Origin of the sequence: Microbacterium sp. K2, assembly GCF_051365005.1 — a bacterium.
In the GTDB taxonomy this organism is placed as follows: domain Bacteria; phylum Actinomycetota; class Actinomycetes; order Actinomycetales; family Microbacteriaceae; genus Microbacterium; species Microbacterium foliorum_B.
This window is the reverse complement of sequence record NZ_JBLWII010000001.1, coordinates 1667315-1691167: the sequence shown is the minus strand read 5'-3', so window position 1 is coordinate 1691167 and position 23853 is coordinate 1667315. Positions and strand designations below refer to the sequence as shown.

General features: G+C 68.8%; 21 protein-coding genes and 1 tRNA gene. 14 read left to right on the top strand and 8 right to left on the bottom strand.

Translation table 11 applies throughout. The annotated features are described in order from the left end of the window. Positions 1-2 precede the first annotated feature (2 nt). The 3 genes from ACLKOY_RS08320 to ACLKOY_RS08310 all read left to right on the top strand — a co-directional run bounded on the left by ACLKOY_RS08320 (position 3) and on the right by ACLKOY_RS08310 (position 2069). Positions 3-680: a hypothetical protein gene (locus ACLKOY_RS08320; RefSeq protein WP_436453204.1), complete on the top strand. Its 678-nt coding sequence runs from the start codon at positions 3-5 to the stop codon at positions 678-680. 43 nt (positions 681-723) lie between these two features. Beyond that, on the top strand, positions 724-1740 hold the full coding sequence (locus ACLKOY_RS08315) for a LacI family DNA-binding transcriptional regulator (protein ID WP_436453203.1): 1017 nt from the start codon (positions 724-726) through the stop codon (positions 1738-1740). A 240-nt stretch (positions 1741-1980) separates the two neighbouring features. Next, positions 1981-2069, top strand: a tRNA-Ser gene (locus ACLKOY_RS08310). 42 nt (positions 2070-2111) lie between these two features. Here ACLKOY_RS08310 and ACLKOY_RS08305 read toward each other — a convergent pair. Continuing rightward, complete coding sequence (locus ACLKOY_RS08305) at positions 2112-2552, bottom strand: hypothetical protein (RefSeq protein WP_436453202.1); 441 nt, start codon at positions 2550-2552, stop codon at positions 2112-2114. A 220-nt stretch (positions 2553-2772) separates the two neighbouring features. Here ACLKOY_RS08305 and nirB point away from each other — a divergent pair, with 220 nt between their 5' ends. From nirB to ACLKOY_RS08280, 5 genes are read left to right on the top strand one after another with little or no spacing between them, the layout of a single operon-like run. After that, entirely contained in the window at positions 2773-5352 is a 2580-nt protein-coding gene (gene nirB, locus ACLKOY_RS08300) for a nitrite reductase large subunit NirB (RefSeq protein WP_436453201.1), read from the top strand. Further along, entirely contained in the window at positions 5349-5702 is a 354-nt protein-coding gene (gene nirD / locus ACLKOY_RS08295) for a nitrite reductase small subunit NirD (protein WP_436453200.1), read from the top strand. Before nirB ends, nirD begins: the two co-directional genes overlap by 4 nt. Further along, on the top strand, positions 5699-6934 hold the full coding sequence (cobA, locus tag ACLKOY_RS08290; protein ID WP_436453199.1) for a uroporphyrinogen-III C-methyltransferase: 1236 nt from the start codon (positions 5699-5701) through the stop codon (positions 6932-6934). Before nirD ends, cobA begins: the two co-directional genes overlap by 4 nt. After that, positions 6931-8061 (top strand): uroporphyrinogen-III synthase, encoded by a 1131-nt coding sequence (locus tag ACLKOY_RS08285; RefSeq protein ID WP_436453198.1) that lies wholly within the window; start codon positions 6931-6933, stop codon positions 8059-8061. The genes cobA and ACLKOY_RS08285 overlap by 4 nt, the downstream gene beginning before the upstream one ends. Continuing rightward, positions 8058-8735 (top strand): sirohydrochlorin chelatase, encoded by a 678-nt coding sequence (locus ACLKOY_RS08280; RefSeq protein ID WP_436453197.1) that lies wholly within the window; start codon positions 8058-8060, stop codon positions 8733-8735. The genes ACLKOY_RS08285 and ACLKOY_RS08280 overlap by 4 nt, the downstream gene beginning before the upstream one ends. Before the next feature lie 79 nt (positions 8736-8814). Here ACLKOY_RS08280 and ACLKOY_RS08275 read toward each other — a convergent pair whose 3' ends face one another. Then, on the bottom strand, positions 8815-9735 hold the full coding sequence (locus ACLKOY_RS08275) for a formate/nitrite transporter family protein (RefSeq protein ID WP_436453196.1): 921 nt from the start codon (positions 9733-9735) through the stop codon (positions 8815-8817). Between the two features lie 179 nt (positions 9736-9914). Beyond that, the gene (locus ACLKOY_RS08270; protein ID WP_436453195.1) at positions 9915-12524 is read right to left on the bottom strand and encodes an excinuclease ABC subunit A; all 2610 of its coding nucleotides are present in this window, start codon (positions 12522-12524) and stop codon (positions 9915-9917) included. Between the two features lie 248 nt (positions 12525-12772). Here ACLKOY_RS08270 and ACLKOY_RS08265 point away from each other — a divergent pair, with 248 nt between their 5' ends. The 3 genes from ACLKOY_RS08265 (at position 12773) to ACLKOY_RS08255 (ending at position 15699) form a co-directional block, all read left to right on the top strand. Further along, on the top strand, positions 12773-13813 hold the full coding sequence (locus ACLKOY_RS08265) for an aldo/keto reductase (RefSeq protein ID WP_436453194.1): 1041 nt from the start codon (positions 12773-12775) through the stop codon (positions 13811-13813). Between the two features lie 170 nt (positions 13814-13983). Further along, entirely contained in the window at positions 13984-14640 is a 657-nt protein-coding gene (locus tag ACLKOY_RS08260; protein ID WP_436453193.1) for a GntR family transcriptional regulator, read from the top strand. 84 nt (positions 14641-14724) lie between these two features. Next, complete coding sequence (locus ACLKOY_RS08255; protein WP_436453192.1) at positions 14725-15699, top strand: NAD-dependent epimerase/dehydratase family protein; 975 nt, start codon at positions 14725-14727, stop codon at positions 15697-15699. Between the two features lie 7 nt (positions 15700-15706). On the opposite strand, the gene ACLKOY_RS08250 is transcribed toward ACLKOY_RS08255, so the two are convergent. Genes ACLKOY_RS08250 through ACLKOY_RS08240 form a run of 3 tightly spaced genes read right to left on the bottom strand, consistent with a single transcriptional unit; the run spans position 15707 to position 18116 of the window. Next, entirely contained in the window at positions 15707-16102 is a 396-nt protein-coding gene (locus ACLKOY_RS08250) for a VOC family protein (protein WP_363572214.1), read from the bottom strand. Between the two features lie 39 nt (positions 16103-16141). Then, positions 16142-17077 (bottom strand): NAD(P)-dependent oxidoreductase, encoded by a 936-nt coding sequence (locus ACLKOY_RS08245; protein ID WP_436453191.1) that lies wholly within the window; start codon positions 17075-17077, stop codon positions 16142-16144. Between the two features lie 22 nt (positions 17078-17099). Continuing rightward, complete coding sequence (locus tag ACLKOY_RS08240; protein WP_436453190.1) at positions 17100-18116, bottom strand: LacI family DNA-binding transcriptional regulator; 1017 nt, start codon at positions 18114-18116, stop codon at positions 17100-17102. Positions 18117-18216: 100 nt separating this feature from the next. Between ACLKOY_RS08240 and ACLKOY_RS08235 the strand changes: the two genes are divergently transcribed. From ACLKOY_RS08235 to ACLKOY_RS08225, 3 genes are read left to right on the top strand one after another with little or no spacing between them, the layout of a single operon-like run. After that, complete coding sequence (locus ACLKOY_RS08235; RefSeq protein ID WP_436453189.1) at positions 18217-19347, top strand: Gfo/Idh/MocA family protein; 1131 nt, start codon at positions 18217-18219, stop codon at positions 19345-19347. Beyond that, the gene (locus tag ACLKOY_RS08230) at positions 19344-20090 is read left to right on the top strand and encodes a cupin domain-containing protein (RefSeq protein WP_436453188.1); all 747 of its coding nucleotides are present in this window, start codon (positions 19344-19346) and stop codon (positions 20088-20090) included. The genes ACLKOY_RS08235 and ACLKOY_RS08230 overlap by 4 nt, the downstream gene beginning before the upstream one ends. Beyond that, complete coding sequence (locus ACLKOY_RS08225) at positions 20087-21148, top strand: Gfo/Idh/MocA family protein (protein ID WP_436453187.1); 1062 nt, start codon at positions 20087-20089, stop codon at positions 21146-21148. The genes ACLKOY_RS08230 and ACLKOY_RS08225 overlap by 4 nt, the downstream gene beginning before the upstream one ends. A gap of 147 nt (positions 21149-21295) precedes the next feature. On the opposite strand, the gene xylB is transcribed toward ACLKOY_RS08225, so the two are convergent. Both xylB and xylA read right to left on the bottom strand, forming a co-directional pair. Next, positions 21296-22582, bottom strand: coding sequence for a xylulokinase (gene xylB, locus ACLKOY_RS08220; protein WP_436453186.1), 1287 nt, complete (start codon positions 22580-22582; stop codon positions 21296-21298). A gap of 5 nt (positions 22583-22587) precedes the next feature. After that, positions 22588-23775 (bottom strand): xylose isomerase, encoded by a 1188-nt coding sequence (gene xylA / locus ACLKOY_RS08215; RefSeq protein WP_436453185.1) that lies wholly within the window; start codon positions 23773-23775, stop codon positions 22588-22590. Positions 23776-23853 lie beyond the last annotated feature (78 nt).

Below are 23853 nucleotides of genomic sequence, written 5' to 3'. Positions count from 1 at the left end.
GAATGTCGGTCATCAGCGCAGAACGCCGGGAGCACCGGGCGGCCAAGCGTGAGGCGCGTTCTGGCGCGGGCCCAACGGTCGCCGGCGTCGAACCGGGGGTCAACCCCGGAGCGACCGCGAAGTTCGGTCTGTTCGGCGAGGTGCTCACGATCGGTCTGATGATGACCGTCGTGGCCCTCGGCGTCGTCACCCTGCCGATCGCGCTCGCCGCCGGCATCCGCCATCTGCGCCGATTCGTCGCCGCGGAGGACTCGCGGGCAGGTCTCTTCTGGGACGACGTGCGTGCCGGCATCCTGCCGTCGCTCATCGTGGGCGTTCCGGCCGTGCTGATCGCGGGCGTGCTCGCACTCGACGTCGTGCTCGCCGGGTCGGGAGCGCTGCCCGGCGGTGAGGTCATCGCGGTCGTCGGCTGGGCGGGGCTGCTCGTTCTCTCCGTCGCGATCCTCTTCACCGCAGGTGCGTGGTCGCCGTCGCTCGGGTGGAAGGCGGCGGCGCGCACGGTGCCTGCGGCCATCCGAGCGGATGTCGCGGGAGCCGCATACATCGCCGCCGCGGCCATCTTCACCGGGGTCGTGACCTGGGCGCTCGCGCCGCTGTTCATCGCGGGGATCGGCTGTGCGGCGCTCGCCGTCGTCGCCGTGCCCGCGCGTCGCAGGCGCGGAGTGCACAGCGCGGAATGAGAAGGTAGTCGTTGGCGCACGCGCGGACAGACGGAGGCATGCCATGGCGGTAGGAGTGAAGGACGTCGCGGCTGCGGCCGGCGTCTCGGTCGGCACCGTCTCGAATGTCCTCAATCAGCCGGAGCGAGTGTCGGCCAAGACGGTCGAGCGCGTGCAGCGGGTGATCCAGGAGCTCGGATTCGTGCGCAACGATGCGGCCAGGCAGCTTCGGGCCGGACGCAGTCGCAGCATCGGACTCGTTGTGCCAGACATCGGCAACCCGTTCTTCGCCGAAGTGGTCAGGGGAGCGGAAGACCGAGCAGCGGATGCCGGCATGACCGTGCTGCTGGGCAACAGCGACGAACGAGACGAGCGCCAGCTGGCGCATCTCGAGCTCTTCCAGGAGCAGCGGGTCAATGGAGTGCTGCTCACCCCGGCCACGGACGACCTCACCGCCGTGCACCGTTTCGCCGCCGGAGGGATGCCGGTGGTCCTCGTCGACCGCGAGGTGGAGGAGGGCGTGCTGCCCTCGGTCTCGGTCGATGACGTCGAGGGTGGCCGGCTCGCGGCCGAGCACCTGCTGTCTTCGGGGCGCCGCCGCCTGGCCTTCGTCGGGGGACCGCAGTCGGTGCAGCAGGTCGCCGATCGTCTTCGCGGAGTGCGGCTCGCCGTCGCGGCGCATCCCGATGCGTCGCTCGAGGTGTTCGAGCAGTCGGCGCTCACGGTTCTGCAGGGGAGGGCAGCAGGCGAAGAGATCGCGGCGCGTCCCGAGGGCTCGCGCCCGGATGCCGTCTTCGCCGCCAACGACCTGCTCGCCGTCGGACTGCTGCAGGCGTTCAGCTTCGGCTCCGGCATCCGCGTGCCCGAGGACATCGCGATGGTCGGATACGACGACATCGACTTCGCCTCCGCCACCGTCGTGCCGCTGAGCTCGGTGCGTCAGCCGGCCAGGCTGCTCGGCTGGACCGGCGTCGACCTGCTGCTGAAGGAGCTCGACGGCGTCGAACACGACCGTCGCGTGCGGTTCCAGCCCGAACTCGTCGTGCGGGAGTCGAGCTCGGTGAGCATCCCCGGTCGTTGAGCCGGACGCCGAAGCCGCCCCCGGTCGTTGAGCGAAGCCGACGAAGTAGCCCCCGGTCGTTGAGCGAAGACGACGAAGTCGACTGAGACGAAACGTCACGACCCCTTCAGCGGAACCTGCCACGTTTCGTCTCGGGCCGCTTCGCGGGCCTCGCTCAACGAGTCGGTACGGCGATTCGTGACTGCCGCGGTAACCCGTTATGCTTGCAAGGTGCATCCGGTCTTCACGGAGCGGATGCCTGGAGACGTCGCATAGTCCGGCCGAGTGCACCACCCTGCTAAGGTGGAGTCCCCTCACGGGGACCAGGGGTTCAAATCCCCTCGTCTCCGCAGTACCAACACCCGATGAGGATCGGTTTCTCGGGTCTGTGTCTATCCGCCGTACGAGCCATCGAGAACTTCGACAGTGCTCTGCGAATCGGGATACTCCACTCGGGTCGAGACCTCGTTCTGACCGAGATCGACGCAGATCGACGAGATGCTGTCGAGATGCTCATTGAACGCGGTCAGGTCCTCGGGAAGGATGACGGTCGGCGTCTCACGTTCGGGCGCGGCATCTCCGGCGGCTGCGATGGCGTTCTTCAGGTCGCCGTCGGGCAGCGAGATGCCTTCGCGGAGGTGATCGCCGGCTGTCGCCAGAGCCGTCGGATCTGCGGAGATCATGCTCGCGTTGGCCTGCTCCGCCACCGTGTCGACCCACGAGCATGCTGAGTCGTTGAGCGTCGTCGTCGTCTCATCGTCCATCTGTGGCGTGCACGCCGAGAGTGCGAGAGGCAGGAGGGCGAAAGGAACAACCGAGGTGAGTCGACGCATGGCGACGAGGCTAGCAAACGTGTGATCAGTTCTTGCCTTCTGCAGGCGGTAGCCGATGTGATCGAAGACGATGACCGCGGTGCCCGACGCCTCAGCGGCGCTGACGGTCTCACATCGGCGTTATCCGGATGTGAGCAGAACGTTCGCTCGGCGTAACAGCGACTCGTCTCTCCGCGAAACACCGCTTCTCTACGTTCGGACTACGGACAGAGGAGGGCTCGTGATCGCTCGAAGCAGCACATCGGCAGATGTCGTGGTGGTCGGTGCAGGCATGGTCGCGCATCGTTTCGTCGAGAGTCTGCTCCGGTCCGAGGGCGATACGCGCTCCGTCACCCTGATCGGTGAGGAAGCACGAGCGCCCTACGACCGCGTCGGGCTGTCCTCATACTTCGCGGGTGCCAGCGCCGATGACCTCGAGCTCGATGCCGGCGTCCTCGCCGACGACCGAGTGCGCTTCATCCGAGACGACCGGGTCATGAGCATCGATCGCAGCGCGCGGTCGGTGCGCACGCGGTCAGGCGCGATCCATGCGTACGGCACGCTCGTGCTCGCGACGGGTTCGTATGCACTGCGGCCGGCGATCGACGGGGCGAAACTCCCCGGATGCTTCGTGTATCGGACGATCGACGACCTCGCTGCGATCCGTGATTTCGTCGCACGCCGAGAGGCGCAGCTCGGGCGCCCGCTTCGCGGCACGGTCATCGGCGGTGGTCTGCTCGGGCTCGAAGCAGCGGGTGCGCTGCAGGGGCTCGACGTCGGATGCACCGTCGTACAGTCCTCCGACCGGCTCATGTCCGCGCAGCTTGACCTGGCGGGCGGAACGGTGCTCCGGCGCCTCATCGAATCGAAGGGGATCGCGGTCCGAACCGGGACGCGGACGACACGCCTGGACCCGGATGCATCCGGGGCGGTCGCGACGCTGCAGTTCCAGGACGGCACCATGCACGACACCGACATCGTGATCTTCACGGTCGGCGTTCGTCCGCAGGATTCGCTCGCGAGGCTCGCTCAGCTCGATGTGCATCCGTCCGGCGGTGTGCTGATCGATTCCCGGTGCCGCACAGCCGACGAGCACATCCTCGCGATCGGTGAGGTCGCCAACTACGACGGGCGCTCGGTCGGGCTCGTCGCCCCGGGGTACGCGATGGCAGAGGTGGCGGCGACCCGGCTGCTCGGGGGCGACGCGACGTTCCCCGGGTACGACGAATCGGCCAAGCTCAAGCTCTCGGGCGTCGACGTCGCGAGTTTCGGCGACGCGATGGCCGTCACCCCGAATGCCCTCGACGTGGTGTACACCGACCCGGTGAGCGGCGTCTACAAGAAGCTCGTCCTCTCCGACGACGCGAAGACGCTGCTCGGTGGCATTCTCGTCGGCGACGCCTCGGCCTACGGGTCCCTGCGCCCGCTGGTGGGCGCGCCGCTGGGTGCCGACCCCGCCGCCTATCTGCTGCCCGAGGCCGGTGCCGCCCTCCCCGACAACGAACTCTCAGACGACGCGGTCGTCTGCTCCTGCTCGAATGTGACCGCCGGGCGTATCCGCGACGCCGTCCATGCGGAGGGTTGCACGGACGCCGCAGCAGTGAAGGCATGTACCAAGGCGGGCGCCACGTGCGGATCGTGCATCTTCGCCGTGAAGAAGATCGTCGGGCAGGAGATGACCAAGCTCGGGCAGACGACCTCCGATGCATTGTGCGAGCACTTCGCGATGTCACGCCGGCAGCTCTTCGACGCTGTGCGAGTGTCGGAGCTCTCAACTTTCAGCGCGATCATCGGGCGCTTCGGCACCGGGCGTGGCTGCGACATCTGCAAGCCAGCGCTCGCCAGCATCCTGGCCGTGCTGGTCGGAGCGCATGTCCTCGACGGTGAGAACGCTTCGCTGCAGGACACCAACGATCACGTGATGGCCAACATGCAGAAGGACGGCACCTATTCGGTGGTGCCGAGGATGCCGGGTGGCGAGGTCACGCCGGCGGGGCTCATCGCGATCGGCAACATCGCCGAGTCGTACGGCCTCTACACCAAGATCACGGGCGGACAGCGCATCGACATGTTCGGCGCCCGTCTCGAGCAGTTGCCGCAGATCTGGCAGCGACTGGTCGACGCCGGCTTCGAGTCGGGACAGGCGTACGGCAAGGCGCTGCGAACGGTGAAGTCATGCGTCGGCTCGACCTGGTGTCGGTACGGAGTCCTGGACGCGGTGGGGATGGCGGTGCGGCTGGAGTTGCGCTACCGCGGGCTGCGGGCGCCGCACAAGCTCAAAGTGGGCGTCTCCGGGTGCGCACGAGAATGCGCGGAGGCTCGTTCGAAGGACGTCGGGGTGATCGCGACCGAGACGGGCTGGAACATGTACGTCGGCGGCAACGGCGGGTTCTCGCCGAGGCACGCAGAGCTTCTCGCGTCTGGTCTCGACGACGAAGGGCTGATCCGTGCGATCGACCGCTTCTTCATGTACTACATCCGCACGGCGGATCGTCTGCAGCGCACCGCCGGGTGGTGCGCAGAGCTCGACGGCGGGCTGGACGGACTGCGGTCGGTGATCTTCGACGACGAACTCGGCATCTGCGATGACCTCGACACGGCGATGTCCGTGCACGTCGATCGGTACGAGGACGAATGGGCCGCGACCCTGCGGGACCCGGTGAAGCTCCGGCGGTTCGAGTCGTTCGTGAACGCCACGGACACCCCCGACCCCTCCCTCGCCTATGTCCCGGAACGTGGCCAGGTGCGCCCGGCCACGGCGGAGGAGCGCAGCGACCGGTCGGTGTTGATCGCGGGCACGACGCTGGAGGTGCGGCGGTGACCACCACCGGAAGTCGGGTTCGAGTGTGCGCCGTCGGCGATCTGGAGATCGAGCGCGGCAGGGCTGCGCTCTTCGGGACGGTCCAGGTCGCACTCTTCCTGCTGGCGGACGCCTCGGTGCACGCCGTGTCGAATCTCGACCCGTACAGCGGTGCGCACGTCATGTCGCGCGGCATCGTCGGCAGCCGGGGCGAGGCGGCGACCCTTGCGTCGCCGATGCACAAGCAGGTGTTCGATCTGCGCACGGGCGAATGCCTCGAGACGCAGGGCAGGGAACCCGCTTCGCTGCGGGTGTGGAGCGTGACCGTCGTCGACGGCCACGTCGAGCTCGACATCGAGGAGATGCGATGACCGTGATGCTGGGTGTCAATCTGACGGGACGCGACGTGCTGCTCGTGGGAGGAGGTGCGGTGGCCGCGAAGCGGCTCCGTCGCTTCCTCGCCGAGGGCGCGACTGTGCGGATCGTCGCACCGGCGCTGCACGACGACACTCTGCGGCTCGTCGAGAGTCACGGAGTCGCCTGGCAGGGTCGGGAGTTCCGCGCGGCGGACCTCGCGGGCGCGTGGCTGGTGCACACCGCGACCGGCGACGCCCATGTGGATCGCGCGGTCGGCGAGCAGTGCGAGCTGCAGCGGGTCCTCTGCATCAACGCCTCGGACGGCGCACACGGATCGGCCAGGTTGACTGCCCAGGCGGAAGTCGGCGACGTGACGGTCGCGGTCACCAGCACCGTCGGCGCGGATCCTCGCCGCTCCATGGCCGTGCGCGATGCGATCATCGCTCTGGTCGGTGATGGCCGACTGCCGCTCCGGCGCCGGCGGGGCGCGCGCAGCGGCCGGGTCGACCTGGTCGGCGGCGGTCCTGGTCCCGCGGATCTGATGACCGTGCGCGCGCGGAGACTGATCGCGGAGGCCGATGTGCTCGTCACCGATCGACTCGGACCGGCAGCCGAGATCGTGCAGGGACTCGACCCCGATGTCGAGGTGATCGACGTGGGCAAGCAGCCGGGGCGACACCCGGTCCCGCAGGAGGAGATCAATCGGATCATCGTCGAGCGCGCCGCTGCCGGTCTGCGGGTGGTGCGTCTCAAGGGCGGCGACCCGTTCGTCTTCGGGCGCGGGGGCGAAGAGATGCTCGCGTGCCTCGTTGCAGGTATCCCGGTCGACGTCACCCCGGGGATCACGAGCGCGATCGCGGTGCCGCAGTCGGCCGGCATCCCGGTCACGCATCGCGGCACGGCAGCCGCCTTCCACGTCGTGAACGGGCAGGGCGGGCTCGGGCCGGGTACGTTGGGGGCCATGGCTGATGCGACGGTGACGACGGTCGTCCTGATGGGCGTCGCAGCTCTCGGACGTCTGGTGGAATCCGCGATCGCGCACGGCATTCCGAAGGACCGTCCGGTCGCATTCGTGGAGAGCGGGCACACACCGCAGCAGCGCACGACGCGCACGACCCTCGGACGTGCCGTCGACGACGCCCTCGCCGTCGGGCTCCGCAATCCCGCCGTGATCGTGATCGGCGAGGTCGCGAGCGAGCGCCTGCTGCTGCCCTCGCCGTCGACCATCGGGGCTGCTCTGGCGTGACGACCCGTGCCCCCCTCTCGCCGGCTCTGGCCGGATGCACGATCGTCGTGGCCGCAGACAGGCGCGCGGGCGACCTCGTCACCGCGCTCGAACGCCGAGGGGGGCAGGTCTACCGTGCGCCGGCGCTGAGCATCATCCCGAACGAAGACGATGAGGATCTGCTCGCCTGCACCCGTGATCTGATCGCGGATCCGCCGGACATCGTGATCGTGACGACGGGTGTCGGGTTCCGCGGCTGGATCGACGCAGCGCACGAGAACGATCTGGCAGAAGAGCTGTCGACCGCGCTCACAGATGCCCAGTTCGTCGCTCGGGGGCCGAAGGCGCACGGCGCGATCCAGCAGGCGGGGTTCGCAGCCGACTGGGTTGCGGAGTCCGAGACCTCGGCGGAGGTGGGGGAGTACCTCACGGCTGAAGGCGTCGCCGGGCGTCGCATCGCGATCCAGCACCACGGTGCGGGTGCCGACGGACTCGACGCGTTGCTCGCCGACCTCGGCGCCGATGTCGTGAGCATCACGGTCTACCGCTGGGGGCCGCCGCCCGACCCGCAGATCGTGCACCGTTCCGTGGTGCAGGCCGGCTCCGGCGAGGTCGACGCCGTGCTCTTCACCTCCGCGCCGGGTGCAGCCGAGTGGGTCCGGGCCGCGATCCGCGCTGACACGCTCGACGCGATCCGCCGACGCGCGGAGGCGGGACGTCTGCTGCTCGCAGCCGTCGGCCCTATCACGGCGACACCATTGCGCAGTGCTGGGCTGCACACCACTCTCGCCACGCGCGGAAGGCTCGGTTCGCTGGTTCGCTGCGTCGTCGACCACTACGCCTCCGGAGCAGCCCCGCAGCGGCGAACGGCTGCGGGCATCATGGAGATGCGCAGCCGCGGCGTGCTGCTCGATGGGCGCTTCGTGCCGCTCTCGCGTGCCGGCGCCAGCATCCTCAGCGAACTCTTCGATGCTGCGGGCCGGGTGGTCTCGAGGGAACAGCTCGGGCTCGTGTTGCCGCGGGGCGGCGAGAACGCGCATGCCGTCGAGATGGCGGTCGCGCGGCTCCGCGAGGCGCTCGGTGGAGCGACCGCCATCCAGACAGTCGTGAAACGCGGGTACCGGCTCACCATGGAGGACGCCGAATGACCACGCTCGTCGCCTGCTCTCACGGCACGGACTCACCGGCGGGCCGGCGCACGGTCGAGGCGCTCGTCGACCTCGTGCGGCAGCGGATACCGGACTCGCGGGTCGTGCAGGCGTTCGTCGACGTGCAGGAGCCCACTGTGCTCGATGTGATCGATCAGGAGCGGGTGCTCGACGACGTCGTCGTGGTGCCGCTGCTGCTGTCGGTCGGCTTCCACACGGCCGTCGACATCGCTGACGCCGTGCGGCCGCACGACAACGTCCGGCAGGGAGAGCCGTTGGGCACCCACCCGCTGATCGCCCAGGTGCTGGCCACCCGACTGCGTGCGGCCGTCGAGGGCATGTGGCTCCCGGGCGACCACGTCGTGCTCGCTGCCGCCGGTTCGAGCAATCCGGCAGCCGTCGCCGATGTCGCTGCGGCGTCGGAGCACCTCGCTCGCCTCATCCCCGCCCCGATCACGATCGGATACGCCTCGGCGATCGATCCGAAGATCGGGGAGGCCGTCGCCGCAGCACGGCGAGACGGGGCGACACGGGTGATCGCGGCGAGCCACGTCCTGGCTCCCGGATACTTCGCCGGACTCGTGGAGAGGTCCGGCGCGGATCGGGTATCCGCGCCGCTCGGCGCCGACGCACGGATAGCGGACGTCATCATCGATCGATTCCGCTCCGCCTGACACGTTTGCGAAGCGCCCGGCACGGCGCGCGCAGGAGAAGAGGGCGGATGCCGCAGCATCCGCCCTCTTCTCCTCGGTGTCAGACGCGCGAGGGCTCGAGCTCCGAGCCGGCCTCCTGGTGGGTCACCGAGGTGGTGTCGGCGGGTGCTTCGGCCACGACGGAGCGCGCCCGGCGCAGAGCAGCGCGTGCTTCGCGGGCCTTCCGAGCCTTCGGGCGTCCGTGCGTGAAGTAGATCGGGAGCCCGACGAACACGAGACCCCCGACGAGGTTGCCGACGACGGTGGGCAGCTCGTTCCAGACGATGTAGTCCCACACCGTGAAGTCGGCGCCCATCAGCAGGCCGGACGGGAACAGGAACATGTTGACGATGGAGTGCTCGAAGCCCATGTAGAAGAACAGCATGATCGGCAGCCACATCGCGACGATCTTGCCGATCGTGCTGTCCGAGACCATGGCCAGCACGACGCCCGTCGACACCATCCAGTTGCAGAGCACGCCACGGATGAACAGAGTCAGCATCCCGGCTGCGCCATGGTCGGCGTACCCGACCGTGCGACCGTGTCCGATCTCGCTGATCGCGTCGCCGACGGCGCTCGGCGCGGTCGAGAACCCGTAGGTGAAGTAGATCGCCATCAGGATGGCCACCAGGAAGGCGCCGCCGAAGTTGCCGAGGAAGACGAGGCCCCAGTTGCGCATGAGCGACCCGAACGTCGCTCCGGGGCGGCGGTCGAGCACCGCGAGCGGCCCGAGAGTGAAGACTCCGGTGAGCAGGTCGTACCCGAGCAGATAGAGCATCACGAACCCGACCGGGAAGAGCACTGCGCCCAAGAGCGGCTGACCGGTCTGCGTCGAGACCGTGACGGCGAAGGCCGCGGCGATCGTCAGCAGGGCGGCGCCCATGAAGGCGCGGATGAGGGTGTCGCGAGTGGACAGCTGCAGTTTGTATGCGCCGGCGTCGACCATGCGGGTGGCGAGCTCGGCGGGCTTGATGTATGACACATGACCTCCACGGGACGGGAGCACGGATGCTCAGCTGAGTCGAGCATGGACGAGCAGCGTTTCCGGCGACCACACGCGACGTTACGTCTGTGGAGCGAACGCCTCACTTCACCGATCCGACGGTGTGAGATGTGCAGCCTCAGGTGATCCGGCCCGTAGTAGATGTCCTGGTCAGAGGATTATTCTGAGTTCTGCGCGTCGAGGGCCGTCGCAAGGTACGACGCCGTCGTGCTGCCGCTTGCCGAGGCGACGGAGCGCGGGGTCCCCTGCGCCACGACCGTCCCCCCGAGGTCTCCGGCGCCGGGACCCATGTCGATCACCCAGTCGGCCTGCGCGACCACGCGCATGTCGTGCTCGACCATCACGACCGTGTTGCCGGCGTCGACCAGATGCTGCAGATGGACGAGCAGCCGATCGGTGTCGGACGGATGCAGCCCCGAGGTGGGCTCGTCGAGCAGGTAGAGGGTGTCGCCGTGCTGGGCGCGCCGGAGCTCGGAGGCCAGCTTCACGCGCTGCGCCTCGCCGCCGGAGAGCTCGGTCGCCGACTGGCCCAGCGGCAGATACCCGAGTCCCACGTCGAGGAGGGCATCGAGGTGTCGCGCGACATCGGCATCGTCGGCGAAGAGAACCCGCGCGTCGTTCACACTCAGGGCGAGCACGTCGGCGATCGTGTGCCCGTGGAGCTCGATCTCGAGGGTCTCCGGGTTGTAGCGGGTGCCGCCGCACGTGCTGCAGGGGGCGTGGACGGTGGGGAGGAAGAGCAGCTCTACCTCGACCGTCCCCTCGCCCTTGCAGGTGGGGCATCGTCCGCTCGCCAGGTTGAACGAGAACCGGCTCGCGGCATACCGTCGCCGGCGTGCTTCCGGCGTCGCGGCGAACAGAGCGCGGACGCGGTCGAAGAGCCCCGTGTATGTCGCCACGTTGGATCGCGACGTCCGGCCGATCGGCTTCTGGCTGACCTGGACGACGCGGCGCACGCGGCCGGCGGGACCGGACGCGCGCCCGGTCGTCTCAGCCATCGGCGAGGAGAACAGCGGATCCGCGGTCGTGCTGCCCTGCTCGTCTCCCGACGCGTCGAGCGTCGAGCTGTCCACCTGGCTGGAGAGGCTCCTCTGCAGCAGATCGGGCAGGGCCTGGGTGACGAGAGAGGATTTGCCCGAGCCGGAGACGCCTGTGACGGCGGTGAGGCAGCCGAGGGGGATCGACACCGAGACGCTGCGGAGGTTGTTTCTTGAGACATCGGTGAGCACGAGCTCGCCGTCACCCTCGCGAGGGGTGGGTGCAACTGGCAAGGGCCGTTCGGCGCGCACCTCGTCGGCGAACAGGTAGCGCCGGGTCTGGGAGTGCTCCGCCTCTCGGAGCCCGTCGATCGGACCGGAGTACACGATCTCGCCGCCGGTGGCTCCCGCGCCGGGGCCGATGTCGACGATCCAGTCCGCATGCCGGATCACGTCGAGGGAGTGCTCGACGAAGAAGACCGTGTTGCCCGAGTCCCTGAGCGAGCGGAGGATGCGCACGAGCGCTTCACCGTCGGCGGGATGCAGCCCGGCAGACGGCTCGTCGAGCACGAACATCACCCCGAACAGCTGCGAGAGCACCTGGGTCGCGAGCCGCATGCGCTGCAGCTCCCCCGACGAGAGTGTGGGGGTCGAACGATCGAGCGAGAGATAGCCCAGACCGAGCTCGATGATGGGCGAGACCCGATCGCGCAGCTCGTCGACCAGCCGGTGCGCCGCGAGTTGCTTCTCGGGTGAGAGTGCCTCGCGGTCGGATTCGGCGCCCGAACCGCCGTCGGACGTGTCGAGGGCGGTCTCGAGCAGAGCCTCGAGGTCGGCCAGCGGCAGCGCGGCCATCTCTGTGATGTCGAGACCGGCGAACGTCACGGCGAGCGCTTCGGGCTTCAGTCGGCGTCCGTGGCACATCGGGCAGCGCACGCTGACCATGAAGCTCGCCGCCTTCTCGCGCATCTTCGCGCTCTTCGAGTGGGCGAAGGTGTTGAGCACGTACTGCTTCACGCCGACGAACGTGCTCATGTACGACGGTTCGATGCCGGCGGCGACGGCCTTGCGCACCTGCGCCGGACCGCGGTCGGTGAACACCGGAACCTGCGGGGACTCCTCGGTGTACAGCACCCACTGCCGCTGTTCCTCGGGCACATCGCGCCACGGGATGTCTATGTCGTAGCCGAGGGAGATCAGGCTGTCGATGAGCTGCTTGCCATGCCACGCCCGCGGCCAGGCGTCGAGAGCTCGGTCGCGGATCGTCAGCGACTCGTCGGGGACCATGAGGTGCTCGGGCACGTCGTACACCTGCCCGATCCCGTGGCACTGCGGGCAGGCGCCCTGCACGGTGTTCGCGGAGAAGTCCTCGGCGAACAGCGGCTCCGCCCCGGGCGGGTAGGTGCCGACTCGCGAGAACAGCATGCGCACGACGTTGCCGATCGACGTGGCGCTCCCGACGGTAGACCGGGCGCTGCCGGCGGTGCGCTGCTGGGGGAGGGCGACAGCAGGGGGCAGCCCCTCGATGGCATCGACGTCGGGGATGTCGACCTGGCTCATCAGGCGCCGCGCATAGGGCGCCACAGATTCGAAGTACCGACGCTGGGCTTCGGCGTACAGCGTGCCGAACGCCAGCGAGCTCTTGCCTGAGCCCGAGACGCCCGTGAAGGCGACGAGGGCGTCACGAGGGATCGCGACGTCGACATCGCGAAGGTTGTGCACACGTGCGCCGGTCACGACGATGGAGTTCGACGTGCCCGAGCGCTTCGACGGTGGGGTCCTGCCCATCATGGACCTCTTCTCGTCTCCCGCGAAGAGCGGGGGTGGATGCGGCGATCGCCGTCTCTGCGCCACGCTACCCCGCCCGTCGACTTCGCGGGGGTGCTTGACAGCGGTCGGTCGATCGGGAAGGCGGGCCGATCAGCCGAGTCCCACGAAGGCATCCCGGATGGCGCCGGCGACCGCAGTCCATGCCCTCGGTCGACCGCCAGAAAACGCTATCCTGGAGACCTTCCCCCGCCTGCAGAGGAGCATCGTTCATGCCCATCGCCGCTGATGACCCCCGCCTGACGCACGCCTACGAGGCCGCGTCCACCCGCTACACCGACGTGCCGTTCCAGCGCGCGGGCGCGAGCGGCGTCCAGCTGCCGAAGGTGTCGCTGGGCCTCTGGCAGAACTTCGGACGCGATCGCTCGTTCGACGGTCAGCGCGAGATCGTGCTGCACGCGTTCGACCGCGGGGTCGTGCACATCGACCTCGCCAACAACTACGGTCCGCCGTACGGATCGGCCGAGTCGACGTTCGGCGCGGTGCTCGACAGCGGCCTGGCGCGCTACCGCGACGAGCTGTTCGTCACGACCAAGGCGGGCTACGACATGTGGCCGGGGCCGTTCGGCGACGGCGGCTCGCGCAAGTACCTCACGCGCTCGCTCGAGCAGAGCCTGCAGCGCATGAACACCGACTACGTCGACGTGTTCTATTCGCATCGCCCCGATCCTGAGACGCCGCTCGAGGAGACGGTGACGGCGCTCGTCGACATCGTGCGCAGCGGAAAGGCGCTCTACGTCGGCATCTCGAACTACCCGGCGGAGCTCGCGCGTCAGGCCTATGAGCTGCTGGCAGACCAGGGAGTGAGACTGCTGCTGCACCAGCCCCGGTACTCGCTGTTCGACCGCACTCCCGAGGCCGAGCTGTTCCCGGCGCTGCGCGGGCTGAAGGTCGGCAGCGCAGTGTTCTCTCCGCTCGCTCAAGGGCTGCTCACCGGCAAGTACATCGACGGCGACGTCCCCGCCGACTCGCGCGCGGCGAACAGCCATTTCCTCAACGGATCGGCACTCACCGACAGCTACCTCGAGCGCATTCGCGGCATCGACGGCGTGGCGAAGGAAGCGGGTCTGTCGATCCCGCAGCTCGCCGTCGCGTGGGTGCTGCGCGACCCGGTGGTGACGACCGCGATCATCGGAGCCTCGCGCACCGGCCAGATCGACGACGCCGTGGCTGCGAGCCAGGTCGAGCTGTCGGATGACGTCATCGCCGCTCTCGAGGAGTTCGCCGCCGCACCCGGCACCAGCGTGGTCTGAGCACGCTCCGCGATCGGGTTCCGCGCCGAGGTCCTGCCCTGCACGCGCTGTCGGGCGGGGCTCCTCGGACTTTTCTGAGGCCGTCGCGTAATATTCCGGGCGCCAGCGGGTCTGGTCAGTGGAAGCCCCTGCGAACGGGAGCATCCGCAACGGATCCCGAGGAGCTTCAGATGACCATCGCCCACGCCGAGCTACGGACGCACCAGTGGAGTCATCGCAGCCCCGTTCCGCTGCCCGAACTCGCCTTCCAGCACATCCTTGCCGCGATCCTGCGGGGTGAGTACGTGTCTGGCGACCGGCTCGACACTGCGCGCTTCGCTCAGGAACTGCACATGTCGCTGAACCCGATCCGCGAAGCGATCATCCGGCTCAGGGACATCGGATTGGTGGAGGTCACGCCGGCCCGGTACACCAAGGTCGCCGACTTCAGCACCGCCGATTCCTGCGCTGCCCTCAGCTATGCCGGCGTGCTCGCCGGCACGGCGCTCCGCAGGGCCCTGCCGACGACCGGCGAGGGGGTGCGCTCAGAACTCGCAGCCCATGCCGAACAGATCGGCGACGCTGACGGCGCCGTCAGCCGCAACGCCGCGGTGCTCGGGTTCCTCACTGCCGTGACCGACCTCATCGAGCATCCTCGGCAGGCGATCCACCTCGTCGAGGCCACGATCCTGGTGCAGTGCGCCCTGCAGTTCTCGGGGATCACCCGCGGTGACGGTGTGACGCAGGTGCGATCCGCCGCGACCGAAGCCGTCGCGCACGCGATACGCACAGCAGACCCGGACGCGGCTGAGTCAGCCGTTCGCGCACTCTTCGAGCACCTGGTCTAGTCCGCGGTCTCTCCTTTTCGACATCAGGTCGCTCCGACCCCGCGATTCGGAGCCCGCTGACCGACCCGTCGATAGAGTCGATGCATGGCTGCGACGAAGGTGTTGTTCATCGGTGGAACCGGAATCATCTCCTCGGCGGCGAGTGCGCTCGCCGCATCTCGAGGCATGGAGGTGACGCTGCTGAACCGCGGGCACTCGCGGCGGGAACCCGCGGAGGACGTCGAGGTGCTGACGGCCGATATCACGGATGCTGCCGCGGTCGATGCCGCGCTCGCCGGGCGCGAGTTCGACGTCGTCGCCGACATGATCGCATTCACGCCAGATCAGGTGCAGCGCGACATCGACCGCTTCGAGGGCCGCACGGGGCAGTACGTCTTCATCAGCTCAGCATCCGCGTACCAGAAGCCGGTCGCGCGCCTGCCGATCACCGAGTCGACGCCCCTGCGCAACCCGCACTGGCAGTACTCGCGAGACAAGATCGCATGTGAGGATCTGCTCACCGCTGCCTATCGCGATCGCGGATTCCCGGTCACGGTGCTGCGTCCCTCGCACACCTACGACAAGTGGACGATCCCCGCCTTCGGCGGGTGGACGGCGATCGACCGCATCCGCCGCGGCGAGGAGATCATCGTCCACGGAGACGGCACGTCGCTGTGGACCCTCACCCACTCGAGCGACTTCGCAGTCGGGTTCGCCGGCCTGCTCGGAAATCCGCTCGCCTACGGCGACACCTTCCAGATCACCAGCGACTTCGTCTACACCTGGAACGAGATCTACTCGATCCTCGGGCGTGCTGCTGGTGCGGAGCCGAAGATCCGGTACGCGACGAGCGCGGCGATCGAGGATGCTGCTCCCGACCGCGCCGGCCAGCTCACGGGCGACATGGCGCACTCGGTCGTGTTCGACAACACGAAGATCCGCCGGGTCGTGCCCGACTTCAACCCGGTGGTTCCTCTGCACACGGCGGCGCGAGAGATCATCGAGTGGCACGACGCGCACACCGACCTGCAGCGCGTGGACCCCGCCGTGAACGCCCTGTTCGACCGTCTGCTCGCCTGACGCAGGATCAGCCGGCGGCGAGCACGGCGAGCACGTTGCCTGCCGGGTCTCTGAACCAGGCGATGTCGGGCCCGCGATCGGGGCCGCCCCGAAGGATGCCTTTGTCGTCGGTGTCGAACTCCGAGTCGTCGTAGATCTTCGTCACGACTCCGCGCCCGTTGAGTTCATCGACGGCGGCGTCGACGTCGTCCACCGGGAAGTTGAGGATCGTGAAGCTCGCGGGCTCATGATTCGGCTTGGCGTAGACGAGGATCGACCCGCCGTCGGGCAGGCTGATGTCGAGAAACCCCATGGCATTCGTGGTGACATCCATGCCGAGGGTGTCGCCGTAGAAGGAGCGGGCGGCGTCGATGTCGTCGACGCTGAATCCGCTGAACGCGTGTGCTGTCTGAAAGGCGGTCATGCGTTCAGCATGCGCCGCTCCCGGCGAGGTGTCCAGACCCTATGGGCGCACCTGGTTCACGAGACCGTCGCCGGCGAGCAGGCGGGTGACGTTGTCATCGACCAGGCGCGCCGCTCCCACCGGCCGGTTGCCGGCGATGTGCGGGGTGATGAGCAGGTTCGGTGCGTCCCACAGCGGATCGGATGCCGGGAGCGGCTCGGACTTCGCGACGTCGATCGCCGCGGCGCGCAACTGCCCTGACTCGAGCGCAGCGATCAAGGCACCCTCGTCGACCGTCGCACCCCGGCCGACGTTCACGAACACGGCGCCGGGCCTGAGCGCTGCGAAAACCTCGGCGTCGAACAGGTCGGCGGTCTCGTCGGTGGCGGGCAGGATCGACACCAGCACGTCGGTGTCTGACAGCACGTCGGCCGCATCGGCATCCGCGTGCACCTCGAAGCCCGACCGCTCGCCGGCGGTGCGGGCTATGCCCTGCACCTCGGCGCCGAGAGCGGTGAGCGATGGTGCGAGCGTCGACGCGATCGACCCGAAGCCCCAGATGGTCACGTGAGCACCGGAGAGCGTGTGCAGCGCGCGGGTCTCGGCAGCGCTCTGCTCGTCGTTGAACTCCTCGTCCCAGCGGTGCTCGCGCTGGGCATCGCGCAACCGGGCGAGTCGGCGCACCGCGCTCAGGATCAGCGCCAGGGCGTGCTCGGCGACGGGAGCGTCGTGCAGCGAACGGCCCGAGCAGATGCGCACGTCCGCCGCGAACCCGGCGTTCAGCACGGCATCGGCTCCCGAGGCGAGCGCCTGCACCAGCTGCAGCCGGGGGAGTGCTCGGGCTGCGTCCTGCAGCCACGACGACGAGTTGTGCCAGACGACCAGCACCTCGGCGTCGCGGTGCTCATCGGGGATGTCCGCGTCGATGTCGTAGACGACGGTCTCGACGTCTGCTGTCAGCGGCAGCTCGATGGTGTTCGGGATCAGGATCTTCATATGCGTCTCCAGTTCACGGCGGTCAGCGGGGGGAATCGGTCGACTCGCGCCAGATCACGGTGAGCAGACCGTCGGGTTTGGTCGGCGGCTCTCCACCGCGCACGGCGGCGATGAGGCGGTGCATCGAGTAGGCCCCCAGTCTCTCGCGGTCCTGCGAGACGCTCGTGAGCGAGGGCACGAGGAACGCGCTCTGGGGGTGGTCGTCCCACCCGGTCACGGCGACGTCGTCTGGCAGCTTCCATCCGCGCCTGGTCGCCGCGCGGATGGCGCCCGTCGCGACGACGTCGTTCGCCGCGATCACCGCCAGGGGCGGTGCGTCCGAGGGGAGCCCCTCGATGGCGGCCTCACCCGAGCGACCGCTCCAGTCGCCGTCGATCACGCCGATCGACTCCAGGCCGAGTCGCGCCACGGCATCGACGTATGCCCGCCGACGAGACTGCGCGGAGGGGAAATCCTGCGGGCCGGCGATATGCAGGAACCGCCGGTGGCCCTGCGCCGCGAGGCGTTCGATCATCTCGGCGACGGGCCGCGCGTCGGTCAACGCCCCGGCCATGTGCATCGCGTCGTCGAACTCGCCGACCGAGACGACGACGGTGCCGAGCGTGGGATCGTCAGCAGTGTCGCCTGTGGCTCTGCCCGCGGTCGCGGCGCCCGGGAGCGGAGTGAACGACAGGATGCCCTCGTACTGCCCCGAGCCCCTGACTTCGGCGAAGCGCGCCTCCCGCTCGTCCGGTTCCTGCGGCAGGCTCACCACCTCGACGACGTACCCCTCGTCTCGTGCGGCCGAGATCGCCCCCGACAGCAGGGTGAGCGGGTTCATCGTCGCGACCGGCACCACGACCGCGAGTCGCCCGGTGCGGTGGGTGCGCATGGATCGGGCGGCGAGATTCGGTCGGTAGTTCAGCTCGGCCGCGGCCCGCAGCACCTTCTCGCGGGTGGCCTCCGAGATTCCGGCGCGCCCCGTGAAGACGAAGGACACGGTCGACTGCGACACCCCAGCGAGGTGTGCGACGTCATGGCTCGTGGGCCGTTTCTCCATGGCATCCGTCCTCTCGGGGCTTGACGTGACCGGTGTGCCCCTCGATAGTATCTACTACGTCTTAGTAATACGTAGTAACACCTCATCGAGGAGGCAACGAATGCTCAGGATCGGCATCATCGGCACCGGCGGGATCGCCGATGCGCACATCAGCGGATACCTCGCGTTCCCGGACGAGTGCGAGGTGGTGGCGCTCGCAGACGTGATTCCGGGCCGAGCGGCGCAGAAGGCCGAGGCCTTCGGGCTCACGGATGCGGCGGCATTCGATGATCCGCTCGAGATGATCGCCCGCGGCGGCCTCGACATCGTGAGCATCGCGACCCCTCCGTCGACGCACGCGTCGCTGGCGATCGCCGCCCTCGACGCGGGGATCCACGTGCTCGTCGAGAAGCCGATGGCACCCTCGCTCGAAGAGTGCGATGCGATGCTCGCTGCCCAGGAGCGCTCGGGCAGAGTGCTCTCAGTCGTCGCACAGAACCGATTCCGCGACGACCTCGCCGCTCTGAAGGACGTCGTCGACTCAGGTCTGCTCGGCTCGATCTCGCACGTGCGCGTCGACTCGGCCTGGTGGCGCGGACTGCCGTACTACGACCTCTGGTGGCGCGGCACGTGGGAGAAGGAGGGAGGCGGATGCACGCTGAATCACGCCATCCACCACATCGACCTGCTGCTGTGGCTGCTGGGGAGTCCGACCGAGATAGCCGCCATGCTCGCCAACGCGCAGCACGACAACGCCGAGGTCGAGGATCTCTCGGTCGCGATCTTCCGGTACGACCGCGGGCTCGCCCAGCTGACCAGCTCCGTGGTGCACCACGGCGAGGAGCAGGCGATCGTGGTCCAGGGCGCCAATGCGCGGGTGTCGCAGCCGTTCTCCGTCGTCGCAGAGCAGTCCCGGCGCGACGGATTCCCTGAAGACGGGGGAGCTCCCGACGTCGTGGCGCGCATCGAGGCTCTCGTCGCCGGCCGCACACCGCTCGCGCACCTCGGCCACGAGGGTCAGATCGGCGATCTGATCGGCGCGATCCGCGACAGCCGCCCGCCGATCGCCGGAGGTCAGGACGGCCGCAACGCGGTCGAGGTGGTCACCGCCATCTACAAGGCGGGGTTCGAGCGCCAGCTCGTATCCCTGCCGATCGCGGCGTCCGACCCGTACTACCGCGCCGGGCAGCTCGTGGCGCACGCGCCGCACTTCTTCGAGAAGACCGCGTCGCTCGTGGAGGCGGCATCGTGACCGCATCCTCGTTTCCGGGCGGCACTTCGCTGTCGCATCTCGACGTCTACACGGACGCCGCGCCCGACGGCATCTGCGGCGGCAGCCCCCACATGCACCTCGTCTCGACCGAGGCCTACGTCGTGATCTCGGGTGAGGGCGCCCTGCAGACGATCGACGCCGACGGATTCCGTGAGACGCCGCTGTCTGCCGGGTCGGTCGTGTGGTTCACCCCCGGCACCATCCACCGCGCCGTGAACCGCGGCGAGCTGCGAGTCGTCGTGCTGATGAGCAATGCCGGGCTCCCAGAGGCGGGCGACGCGGTGCTGACCTTCCCTGCCGAGGTCGTCAACGACCCTGGCTCGTATGCCGCAGCGGTGTCCCTCGGAGACGACCCCGCCGCACGTGCTGCACGAGCAAGTCGGCGACGCGACCTCGCGGTGATGGGGTTCGAGGCATTGCGGGATGCCGTGGCCGCCGGCGATCGCGCCGCGCTCGCCGATTTCCACACCGCTGCCGCAGCGCTCGTGCGTGACCGTGCCCAGACATGGCCCGACCTGGTGCGGGAGCGACCGCTGGCGCAGGCCGAGCACTCTCTCGCGCTCGCCGAAGCCGTCGCATCCGGCTCTGTGACCCACCTGGCCGAGGCCCGCGTGCACCGGGCCGTACCCTCGGAGGGAGAGCGCGGATTCGGCATGTGCGGACGCCTGCGCACCTACGACGTGAACGATGATGACGTGAACGATGAGGAGACCTCGCGATGACCCGCACCTACACCTTCGATCCGCTGCCGGAGCCGGTTGTCGGCCCCGATGAATTCGTGTTTGCCGCGGTGGGGCTCGACCATGGCCACATCTTCGGAATGGTCGAGCAGCTCATCGACGCGGGCGCCACTCTGTCGCTCGTCTACGACCCCGACCCGGCGAAGCTCGCCGACTTCGTCGAGCGGTTCCCGCAGGCGCGGGCGGCCGCCGGCGAGCAGGAGGTGCTCGACGACCCGCATGTGCGACTCGTCGCGAGCGCGTCGATCGCCAACCAGCGGGCTCGGCTCGGTGTCCGCGTGCTCGACGCAGGCAAGGACTTCTTCGCCGACAAGCCCGCGATCACGACGATGGACGACCTCGCCGCGGCCCGCGAGGCCGTCGCTCGCACGGGGCAGAAGTTCGCCGTCTACTACGGCGAGCGGGTGCACTCCGAGGCGGCGATCCTCGCCGGCCAGCTGATCGATCAGGGCGCGATCGGAACCGTGCTGCAGGTCGCATCGTTCGGCCCTCATCGCATCGGCACCGGGCGCCCCGACTGGTTCTACGACCCCGAGCAGTACGGCGGGATCATCTGCGACATCGGCAGCCATAACTTCGAGCAGATGCTCTATTACACCGGTGCGACCGCCGGGGAGGTCGTCAGCTCGACGGTCGCGAACTACGCGCACCGCGACACCCCGGGGCTGCAGGACTTCGGCGACGCCCACGTCGTGCTCGACAACGGCACGACCGGCTACGTGCGCGTGGACTGGTTCACCCCGGCAGGGCTCGACGTCTTCGGCGACGGGCGCACCGTGCTGCTCGGCACCGACGGCTACATCGAGCTGCGCAAGTACACCGACATCACGACCGACAACGGCGGCGGTCAGGTGCTGCTCGTCAACCAGCACGGGCAGTTCCGGTTCGACGCGACGGGCAAGACGGGGTTCCCGTTCTTCGGTCAGCTGATCCGCGACTGCCTCGACCGCACCGAGCACGCGATGACGCAGCAGCACGCCTTCACCGCGGCCGAGCTGAGCATCATCGCGCAGCGCGACGCCCGAGTTCTCGCCTGCTGACGGCATCCGCCTTCGGCATCCGCATCCGCCTCGCTCATCACCTCTTCGGGAGGAGGACTGCGCTTCGGGAGGACGGATGCCGTGCATCGCTCCTCCCGAAGCGCAGATCTCTTCCCGAGGGCGTGTGTGTCCGAAAGGCGCGCAGGATCAGCCGACGATCAGGGCAGCCTGGCGCGCAGCGCCCAGTGCGACGTACTCGCCGGGCTCCGGCACCTCGACGGGAAGGCCGAGGATCTCGGGCGCGATGCGGCGCACGGCCTCCGACTGCGCGCCGCCTCCGATCAGCAGGGCTCGCTCGAGAGGGATGCCGAGGTCGCGCAGCGCATCGAGACCCGCGCCGAGTCCGCGCAGCATCCCTTCGACGGCAGCGCGGGCCAGGTTCTCCCTGGTCGTGGATGCCAGTGTCATGCCCGAGAGGGATGCCGTGGCATCCGGCAGGTTGGGTGTGCGCTCTCCCTCGAAGTAGGGGAGCAGAGTGAGGCCGTCGGCGCCCGGCGATGCCTGCAGGGCGAGATCGCTGAACTCGCCGTGCGTGACTCCGAGCAGCGCCGCCGTCACATCGACGACCCGAGCTGCGTTGAGCGTCGCCACGAGGGGGAGGAAGTTGCCCGAGGCATCGGCGAACCCGGCAACGGTGCCGCTCTCATCGCTCAGCGGGGTGGTGCTGATCGCACACACCGTGCCGGACGTGCCGATCGACACGACCACGTCGCCGGGTACGGCACCGAGGCCGAGCGCCGCGGCGGCGTTGTCTCCGGCTCCGGCTCCGACGCGTCGGCCGCCGGCATCCGTCGTCCATTCGTCGTGTGCGAGCACCCGCGGCAGGATCGCATCGTGCCCGAGGGCCGCGACCAGCAGGTCACGGTCGTACTCGCCCGTCGACGGGTTCCAGTAGCCCGTGCCCGATGCATCCGACCGATCGGTCACGAGCTCGTCGAGCACCGGGTTCTCGGGGCCGAAACCGCGCAGGCGCCACGTCAGCCAGTCGTGGGGCAGGGCGACCGCAGCGACCCGTGTCGCGTGCTCGGGCTCGTGATCGCGCAGCCAGCGCAGCTTCGTGATCGTGAACGAGGCCACGGGAACGAGCCCCGTGCGCGCGGCCAGCTCGGATGCTCCGAACTCGGCGATGAGATCCTGCGCGGCGCCCGCCGAACGTGTGTCGTTCCACAGCAGCGCATCGCGGATGACCCGACCGGACTCATCGAGCGCGACGAGTCCGTGCTGCTGGCCGCCGATCGACCACGCGGCGATGTCGTCGAGCGACCCCGCCTCGGTGATCGCGGTGTTCAGGGCGCGCCACCAGGCTTCGGGGTCGACCGACGTCCCGTCGGGGTGCGACGCGCGACCGGAGCGGACGACCGCGCCGGTCGCGCTGTCGACGACGACGACCTTGCACGACTGGGTCGACGAGTCGACCCCGAGAACCAGCGGCATGTCGATCAGCGAGCGCCGAGCAGGTGCTCGGTCGCGAGCTGCTGCAGTCGGACGAAGCCGAAGCCCTTGCCGCTGAAGTAGGAGTTCGCGTCGAAGTCCTCGTAGGCCGAGCGGTCGGCGAGGAAGTCGTCGTAGCTCTCTCCGGGGTTCAGGGTCGGCGTCGAGAGCTCGTCGACGCGAGCTGCCGCGAGAGCCTCCTGCACCTCGGGGTCGGCGCGGAATGCCGCTGCGCGTTCCTTGAGCAGCAGGTACGTGCGCATGTTGGCTGCGGCCGACTCCCAGACGCCCTTCTCGTCTTCCGTGCGGCTCGGCTTGTAGTCGAAGTGACGGGGCCCGTCGTAGGCCGGAACTCCACCAGGGCCACCGTTCTCGAGCAGGTCGACGAGCGAGAAGGCGTTGTGCAGGTCGCCGTGGCCGAAGACGAGGTCCTGGTCGTACTTGATGCCGCGCTGACCGTTGAGGTCGATGTGGAAGAGCTTGCCGTGGAACAGTGCCTGCGCGATGCCCGCGGTGAAGTTGAGCCCTGCCATCTGCTCGTGACCCACCTCGGGGTTCACGCCGACGAGTTCGGGGCGCTCGAGAGAGTCGATGAACGCGATCGCGTGGCCGAGCGTCGGCAGCAGGATGTCGCCGCGCGGCTCGTTGGGCTTCGGCTCGATCGCGAAGCGGATGTCGTAGCCCTTGTCGGTCACGTAGTCGCCGAGCAGGTTGACGGCCTCGCGGTAGCGCTCGAGCGCCTGGCGGATGTCCTTCGCGGAGTCGTACTCGGCGCCCTCGCGGCCGCCCCACATGACGAAGGTCTTGGCGCCGAGTTCCGCGCCGAGGTCGAGCTGACGGAAGACCTTGCGCAGCGCGTAGCGGCGCACGTCGCGGTCGTTCGAGGTGAAGCCGCCGTCCTTGAAGATCGGCGCGCTGAAGAGGTTGGTGGTGACCATCGGCACGACCAGGCCGGTGTCGGCGAGTGCGCCCTTCAGGCGGTCGATCTGCGTCTGGCGCTCTGCGTCGGTCGAACCGAAGGCGAACAGGTCGTCGTCGTGGAAGGTCAGGCCGTAGGCACCGAGCTCGGCGAGCTTCTCGACGGCGTGCACCACGTCGAGGGCCGGTCGGGTCGGGCCGCCGAACGGGTCGGCTCCGTTGTAGCCGACGGTCCACAGGCCGAAGGAGAACTTGTCGTCACGGGTGGGAGTGGGCATGTCTGCTCCTGTGCAGGTCAGCGAATAAGTTGTGCTTCACAACATATCTCATGACAGGAGGCGCGTCCACCCCCTACA

Bases quoted from the DNA above. Each gene is read 5' to 3' on its own strand.
- ACLKOY_RS08250 (WP_363572214.1), bottom strand. From the start codon at position 16,102: ATGACCGCCTTTCAGACAGCACACGCGTTCAGCGGATTCAGCGTCGAC.
- ACLKOY_RS08225 (WP_436453187.1), top strand. From the start codon at position 20,087: ATGACCCGCACCTACACCTTCGATCCGCTGCCGGAGCCGGTTGTCGGC.
- xylB (WP_436453186.1), bottom strand. From the start codon at position 22,582: ATGCCGCTGGTTCTCGGGGTCGACTCGTCGACCCAGTCGTGCAAGGTC.
- ACLKOY_RS08280 (WP_436453197.1), top strand. From the start codon at position 8,058: ATGACCACGCTCGTCGCCTGCTCTCACGGCACGGACTCACCGGCGGGC.
- ACLKOY_RS08260 (WP_436453193.1), top strand. From the start codon at position 13,984: ATGACCATCGCCCACGCCGAGCTACGGACGCACCAGTGGAGTCATCGC.
- ACLKOY_RS08315 (WP_436453203.1), top strand. From the start codon at position 724: ATGGCGGTAGGAGTGAAGGACGTCGCGGCTGCGGCCGGCGTCTCGGTC.
- xylA (WP_436453185.1), bottom strand. From the start codon at position 23,775: ATGCCCACTCCCACCCGTGACGACAAGTTCTCCTTCGGCCTGTGGACC.
- ACLKOY_RS08240 (WP_436453190.1), bottom strand. From the start codon at position 18,116: ATGGAGAAACGGCCCACGAGCCATGACGTCGCACACCTCGCTGGGGTG.
- ACLKOY_RS08305 (WP_436453202.1), bottom strand. From the start codon at position 2,552: ATGCGTCGACTCACCTCGGTTGTTCCTTTCGCCCTCCTGCCTCTCGCA.
- ACLKOY_RS08245 (WP_436453191.1), bottom strand. From the start codon at position 17,077: ATGAAGATCCTGATCCCGAACACCATCGAGCTGCCGCTGACAGCAGAC.
- ACLKOY_RS08270 (WP_436453195.1), bottom strand. From the start codon at position 12,524: ATGATGGGCAGGACCCCACCGTCGAAGCGCTCGGGCACGTCGAACTCC.
- cobA (WP_436453199.1), top strand. From the start codon at position 5,699: ATGACCGTGATGCTGGGTGTCAATCTGACGGGACGCGACGTGCTGCTC.
- ACLKOY_RS08235 (WP_436453189.1), top strand. From the start codon at position 18,217: ATGCTCAGGATCGGCATCATCGGCACCGGCGGGATCGCCGATGCGCAC.
- ACLKOY_RS08265 (WP_436453194.1), top strand. From the start codon at position 12,773: ATGCCCATCGCCGCTGATGACCCCCGCCTGACGCACGCCTACGAGGCC.
- ACLKOY_RS08320 (WP_436453204.1), top strand. From the start codon at position 3: ATGTCGGTCATCAGCGCAGAACGCCGGGAGCACCGGGCGGCCAAGCGT.
- ACLKOY_RS08255 (WP_436453192.1), top strand. From the start codon at position 14,725: ATGGCTGCGACGAAGGTGTTGTTCATCGGTGGAACCGGAATCATCTCC.